The sequence below is a fragment of the Micromonospora sp. NPDC051006 genome, assembly GCF_044456245.1.
In the GTDB taxonomy this organism is placed as follows: domain Bacteria; phylum Actinomycetota; class Actinomycetes; order Mycobacteriales; family Micromonosporaceae; genus Micromonospora.
Genome location: NZ_JBITFP010000048.1, coordinates 1 through 6,473, shown reverse-complemented (window position 1 = coordinate 6,473; position 6,473 = coordinate 1). Strand labels below are relative to the sequence as shown.

5 protein-coding genes and 1 pseudogene are annotated in these 6,473 nt (G+C 68.8%); 3 read left to right on the top strand and 3 right to left on the bottom strand.

Features of this window, described 5'->3' with window-relative positions; translation table 11 throughout:
* The 3 genes and pseudogenes from ACIBBA_RS33495 to ACIBBA_RS33485 form a co-directional block, all read left to right on the top strand.
* A partial coding sequence (locus ACIBBA_RS33495) for a transposase (RefSeq protein WP_396702896.1) occupies window positions 1-369 on the top strand: 369 nt, incomplete at its 5' end.
* A 31-nt stretch (window positions 370-400) separates the two neighbouring features.
* Window positions 401-1,252: pseudogene (locus tag ACIBBA_RS33490) on the top strand (IS481 family transposase); the annotation flags it as partial.
* Between the two features lie 111 nt (window positions 1,253-1,363).
* On the top strand, window positions 1,364-3,289 hold the full coding sequence (locus tag ACIBBA_RS33485; RefSeq protein ID WP_396702894.1) for a S9 family peptidase: 1,926 nt from the start codon (window positions 1,364-1,366) through the stop codon (window positions 3,287-3,289).
* Between the two features lie 233 nt (window positions 3,290-3,522).
* Here ACIBBA_RS33485 and ACIBBA_RS33480 read toward each other — a convergent pair whose 3' ends face one another.
* From ACIBBA_RS33480 to ACIBBA_RS33470, 3 genes are all read right to left on the bottom strand, one after another.
* Window positions 3,523-4,464: an NAD(P)-dependent alcohol dehydrogenase gene (locus ACIBBA_RS33480; protein WP_396702892.1), complete on the bottom strand. Its 942-nt coding sequence runs from the start codon at window positions 4,462-4,464 to the stop codon at window positions 3,523-3,525.
* 172 nt (window positions 4,465-4,636) lie between these two features.
* Window positions 4,637-5,545, bottom strand: a complete 909-nt coding sequence (locus tag ACIBBA_RS33475; protein WP_396702898.1) for an NAD(P)H-binding protein — start codon at window positions 5,543-5,545, stop codon at window positions 4,637-4,639.
* A 211-nt stretch (window positions 5,546-5,756) separates the two neighbouring features.
* Window positions 5,757-6,164, bottom strand: a complete 408-nt coding sequence (locus tag ACIBBA_RS33470) for a VOC family protein (protein WP_396702890.1) — start codon at window positions 6,162-6,164, stop codon at window positions 5,757-5,759.
* Between the last annotated feature and the right edge of the window lie 309 nt (window positions 6,165-6,473).

Below are 6,473 nucleotides of genomic sequence, written 5' to 3'. Positions count from 1 at the left end.
CCGGCCGCGGTCGCGACGTGGACGAACGCCTGGCAACGGTTCGTGCCGTTCCTGGCGTTCCCACCCGAACTCCGGAAGATCATCTACACGACCAATGCGATCGAGTCGTTGAACTTCCAACTACGGAAGATCATCAAGAACCGGGGACACTTCCCCACCGACGACGCCGTGATCAAGCTGCTCTGGCTGGCCATCCGCGACATCGAAGACAAACGCGCCCGCGACCGCGCCAAGGAAAAGGGCCTACCCCCCGGCCAACGCCGCGCCCAAGCCCGCCTCGTCGAAGGCGCCCTCGTCCCAGGCTGGCGCCAAGCCCTCGGCGCCCTCGCCCTGGCCTACCCCGACCGCCTCGGCCCCTACCTGACCTGACAACCCATAGATCAACTTACACAGAAATCTTGACAGGCCCGCCGGCGAGGCCGGCATGCGTGACCGTTCGTCACGGCCCACGTCGCAGCCAAGCAAGACACCGGAACCACTGGTCCGCAAGATCGTGCACCTACGGTGGAAACACCGCCTGGGACCGGTCGCGATCGCCGACCGCCTCGACATGGCCTCATCGACGGTGCATGCCGTGTTGACGCGGTGTCGGCTCAACCGGCTCTCTCACGTCGACCGGGTCACCGGCGAACCCGTGCGTCGCTACGAGCACCCGACTCCCGGGGCGTTGCTACACGTCGACGTCAAGAAGCTTGGGAACATCCCCGACGGCGGCGGCTGGCGCTACGTCGGCCGCGCCAAGGGCAAGAAGAACCGCAACGCCACCGCCGGCAAGCCGCGCAGCAAGCACTACAACCCGATGATCGGCACCGCTTTCGTGCACACCGTCATCGACGACCACAGCCGCGTCGCCTACGCCGAAATCCATGACGACGAAACCGCAGCCACCGCCATCGGCGTCCTGCGCAGAGCCGTCACCTGGTTCAGCGACCGCGGCGTCGTCACCCAACGAGTCCTCTCCGACAGCGGCAGCTGCTACCGCAGCCACGCCTGGCGCGACGCCTGCACCCAACTCGGCATCACGGCCAAACGCACCCGCCCCTACCGCCCACAAACCAACGGCAAGATCGAACGCTTCCACCGCACCATGGCCCAAGGCTGGGCCTTCAAACGGATGTACTCCAGCGAGTCAGCCCGCCGAAACGCCCTGCCCGCCTGGATACACGAGTACAACCATCACAGGCCCCACACCGCGATCGGCAAACGCCCACCCATCAGCCGCTTAACCAACCTTCCTGGGCAGTACACCTAGTTCAGCGGCGCACTGCCCCTGCGCGCGGGGCCTGCGAGGACGCCGCAACCATGCTGCGGCGTGTTGCGACAGCGGTTGGCCGCCGTCGTAGTTGATCGATACTGTGCGCCGGTGGCCCGTGCACAGCTCACCGCCCAGTTGGTGGTTGACGGTCGTGTTCCGCAGGCACTGGCGCTGTCGCCGGACGGCAAGTGGGTCGCCTACGTGGTCGCCCCGGTCGGGCGGGCTGCTGATCACCCGGTCAGCGAACTCTGGGTCGCCGCCGTCGACGGGACCGGGTCTCCGCGACGATTGACTTCGGGTGAGGCGTACGAATCAGCGGCGCGGTGGGCCGAGGATTCGCTGTTGATCTACTTTCTCTCCGACCGGGCCGAGCGTGGCACGGCGCAACTGCACCGGGTAGGGCTGGTTGACGGCGTCGTGGAGGCGGTCACGTCCTGGGTCGGTGGGGTCTCCGAGCACCTCCCACGAGCCGATCCGGATCTGGTCGTGGTGATCGCGGCCGATGAACCGTCCGCTGAGGACGAACGTCGGCGCAGGGAGCGTGACGACGCTCGGGTGTGGGGTGAACGCGTACGCCCGGACCGGCTTCGGCTGCTCGACGTACGGAGCCGCGAGATCCGGACACCGGATGCGTTCGGCGATCGCCATGTCGTCGAGGTGGCCCAGCGGCCCGACGATGGAATGCTGGCGGTACTGACGTGGTCGACCCCCGACGTGGACCCGGGCCTTGTGGAGCCCGGTCTCCACCTCCTCGATCCGGGCAGCGGCGTGACGCGGGACCTCGGCCCGGCCGCGGCGGGCGCGTCGTCGCTCGTCTGGTGGCGCGCCGTCGACGGCTGGCACCTGGCATATGTCGCGACGACTCCGCCCGCTCTGGTGGGCGGCCACGCGGTTCTCGATGTCGCCGTGCCGGTGAGCGGGCCGGTGGGCGAGCACCGTAACCTGACCGCCGGCAGGACCATCTGCCCGAGTGACCTGGTTCAGGTCGACGCCGGTCTGCCGCTGGTGCTGGTCGCCGACGGGCTCGATACCGCGATCCACCGGCTCGATCCGGCCGGGCCCACCCTCGTCGAGGTGTCCCGGGTCGACGGCCTTGCGGCATCGTTGACTACGAGCCGGCACGGTGACGCCGTCGCGGCGGTCGTCAGCACGTCCTACCAGCCCGGAAACGTCTACGCCGGCCCCACTTGCGGGCCGTTGACGAGCCTGACCGATCTCAGGCCCGAACTCCGCGACATCCCGTGGGGCGTCCAGGAGCGCCTGTCGTACGAGGCATCTGACGGGCTGACGCTGGATGGGCTGCTGATCCTGCCCGCCGGCCGGTCCCACAAGGACGGGCCCTTCCCGCTGGTGACACTTGTCCACGGCGGCCCGTACGAGCGGCACGCCGACCGGCTCATGCTCGGCTGGCACCCGTCCGGCCAGTGGCTGGCGAGCGCCGGCTACGCCGTGTTTCTGCCGAACCCGCGCGGCGGCCAAGGGCACGGCCACGACTTCGCGGTGCGCGTCGCCGGCGCGGTCGGCCAGGACGAGTGGACCGACATCTGCGCCGGCATCGACCTGCTCATCGCCGACGGCGTCGCCGACCCCGACCGGCTGGGCATCGGCGGCTGGAGCCACGGCGGCTTCATGGCCGCCTGGGCGGTCGGGCAGACCGACCGGTTCAAGGCCGCCGTGATGGGAGCTGGAATCAGCGACTGGGGAATGCTCGCCGCAACCGGAGAACAGGGGCCGTTCGAGGCTGCCCTCGGCGGTAGCAACGGCTGGGAAGGAACGGGTCCGCACCGCCACGACCGGCTCAGTCCGATCTCGTACGCCTCCAAGGTCCGCACGCCGGTGCTGATCCTGCACGGCGAGAATGACACGAACGTTCCGGTGTCACAGGCGGAGTTCTTCCACCGTGCGCTACGCAGGTTCGGCGTCGAGCACGAGTACGTCGTCTATCCCCGTGAGAACCACTCGATTCGCGAACGCAACCACCAGCTCGACGTGCTCCGCCGCACCCGCGCATGGTTCGACCGGTGGCTCGGATGACCAACGGCCGACCGCCCGGCCGATGCGGCTGACGTTGCGTGACGGGTTCGGCACCGGTGAGGGGCAGAGCTTGGAGAGGCCCTTCGGCCATGCCGACCCCACCCCCGCCGTCGCACCCGTCGACCTCTCGCTGGTACGAGAGGTGAGTGGCCGGGGCGAGGTGGCCGGCTGTGAAGCCGACCCGCCCAGAGATGATCGAGAGGGCAGACCTCAGCTCGCGGAATAACCGCTGGTCAGTTCACACTCACAACGACCTTGCCGAGGGCGCGTCCCTCGCCAACGTGGGCTAATGCCTCGGGCACCTCGTCGAGGCTGAAGGTGCGATCGATGTGGATACCGAGGTCACCCGCCACGCAGAGATCGGCCACCGGTTCGAAGTGCTTCGGCCCCTCCTTGACGGCGAGGACGCCCAACCGGCGGTGCGTGAGCCGACCGGCCACCGAGCCGATCGTCAGTACGCGCAGCAGCGCCGAGACCGACCCGCCAACGCACCGGTACCGGCCACCGGGAGCCAGCGCCCGGCGGTAGGCGAACACCGACCGGTGCGCGACCAGATCGAGGATGAGATCGTACGGGCCGCTGCGGGTGAAGTCCTCGCTGCGGTAATCGATCACCTTGTCCGCGCCGACCGACCGCATGAAGTCGAGCTTGCCTGCGTTGTCGACTCCGGTCACCTGAGCGCCGAGTCGCTTGGCAAGCTGAATCGCGAATGACCCCGAACCCCCGCCGGCACCGTTGATCAGGACCCGCCGTCCGGCCATGGCGCCACCGGTCCCCTGCCACGCGATCACGCCCGCCTGCGGAATCGTCGACGCCTCGGCGAAGGTCAGTGCTGGAGGCTTCCGGGCCAGCACCGACTCGGGGGCGATCGCGTACTCGGCGAAGCCGCCCTTGAGCATGAGGTTGTCGCCATACACCTCGTCACCGGGTCGGAACCCCGTGACGTCCGCGCCGACCGCATCGACCCATCCGGCGATGTCCGAGCCGAGTGTCCGGCGTGCCGGGGAGCGCAGCCCACCGATGCGCGAATACAGTGGCCAGCCTTGCAGGGTCTCCCAGTCGCTCAGATTGACCGAGGTTGCCGCAATCTTGACGAGCACCTGCCGGGCGGCGGGAGACGGCTTGGGGACGTCCTCGATCCGCAACACGTCCGGAGGCCCGTAACGGTCGTACACGACGGCTCTCATTCGCGTACCCCTAACCCTCCGGTGGGAGGAGTCCTCGCACCCGATGCGTCCCGGGCCGGCGGCCCCACGTCCTCTTTAGCAGGCCGGGACAAACGGTTGCCGACGACGAGAGCCGCCGATCCCTCCCGGCTGCCGGGCGCATCTTTGGCAGGCGATTGTGCTACGCAGCCGATGCCGTGTCGGCGAAGGTTTCGCGGAGCGCCGGGTCCAGCGACCGGCCGGACGCCGGCTCGATGAACAGCTCGGCGAGCAGGAGATCGGCGAGGTGGTTGAGGTTGATGCCCGACTCCTTGCGACCGAGGGTCTGCAGGATGCCGCCCGATCGTAGGGAGGCCCGTACGGCGCTAGCAGGTAGGCGACTGACCCGCCGGCGCCGGCCGGCTGCCTCGGCGATGCGCGCGATCATTTCCTTCCACGTGAGGTTCTCGTCGGCGACCGGGATGTCGTCGCCGCGGGCCTGCTCGAGAGCATCCACCGCGATCTCGGCCACGCTGCGCGCCGAGGTCGCGGCAGTCCCGCCCACGGGGACGGCCAGCGGTGAACGAGATCTGGCCCAGCGGTCCAGCGGGCCGGCCCAGTTCGGTAGCCGGTCGCCGGCCCGGCCGAAGACGAACGGCAACTCGAGCACCGCCACCGGCAGATCCGGTCCGGCGGCCACCCGTCCCTCCTGCGCCTGCTCCAACCGGCATCGAACGTAGGTGTGGCGGGCTGCAAGGCGCCACTGTGGATGCAGCCGATCGAAGTAGGTGTAGTAGGAGCCCATGATTGCCCCGCGGGTGAAACCCTCGTGGCGGGCTGCGGTGAACAGGCGCACCACCGGATCGACGATGTCTCGGCGGAACGCCGGATAGATCGGCTTGCGCAGCGGTCGCTGCTCGTCGGTGCGGGCGGCGTACACCACACCGTCGTGGCCGGCGAGCAGCGGCCGCAGTTCGTCGATCGACGCAGAGTCGAGATCGAGTAGGTGATCAACTCCCGGCTGGGCGGTACGGGCCAACGTGGTCACAGCGTGGCCTCGTTCGCGTAGCACGTCCGCGACATGGGCGCCGATCAGGCCGCTTCCGCCCACCACGAGAATTCTCACACCGAATCGTCCACGCTGGACCCGGCTGCCTGTCAAGCCACGATTTGGCGAAGCGTCGGCAGACGCTTCGCCTCTTTGCTCGAATGGCGCCCCGCGACAACGCCGCGTACGCGTAGCGAGGACGCCATCGGGCGGCGCTGTCGGCCGGCCGACCACCTCGGCGTCGCCGCAGCGCTTGTCACTCGCGGCCCATCTGTCAGGGTGTGGCCGGTGCGGGGCCGGTCCGCCGGGCGGGTTGGAACAGTTCGATCAGGTTGCCGGCGGGGTCGGCGAGCAGGATCTGGCGCCCGCCGGGGCCGGAGATCGCATCGCTTCGGAACGACACCCCGGAGCCACGGAGCCGATCGATCTCGGCGTCCAGACTTTCCACGATCAGGTGGATGCGGTTGCGACCGGGTGTGGTCGCGTCGGTGGGGGTGGCACGGGCACCGGAGCTGGTGGGTCCGGACAGCAGCAGCCGCAGCGGTCCACGGACCACGTCGGCGAAGGCGGGGGCGGCGCTGGTGTTGAGCGTGAAGCCAAGGTGGGTGGTGTAGAAGTCGACGGCTGCCTGGACGTCGTCGACGAGGTAGCGGACGCTGGCGTACTGCTCGGGAGCGGTCACGGCTGAGCCTCCTTACGCTTTCTGTTGGCCAGGACCGGTAGCAGGTACCGGATTCGTGCGGCGATGTCGGAAGCGCTGGCGCTGAGGTCATCGCTTCGGCTTGTCGGCTACCCGTGATCCCACGAGGCACTCGGTCACCTCGTGGACTACGAGCCCTCGTTGGAACCGAAGCGGCGCCAGCAGCTGCACGGCGGCTCCAGCATCTCCTTTGGGATCCTGCCCTGACAGTGAGGATGTAGGGGCGGTCACCCGGTTGTCTGACCCTTGCCCTGACCGACGGTTGCTGTCCTTGGCTGGATTTGTCGACTG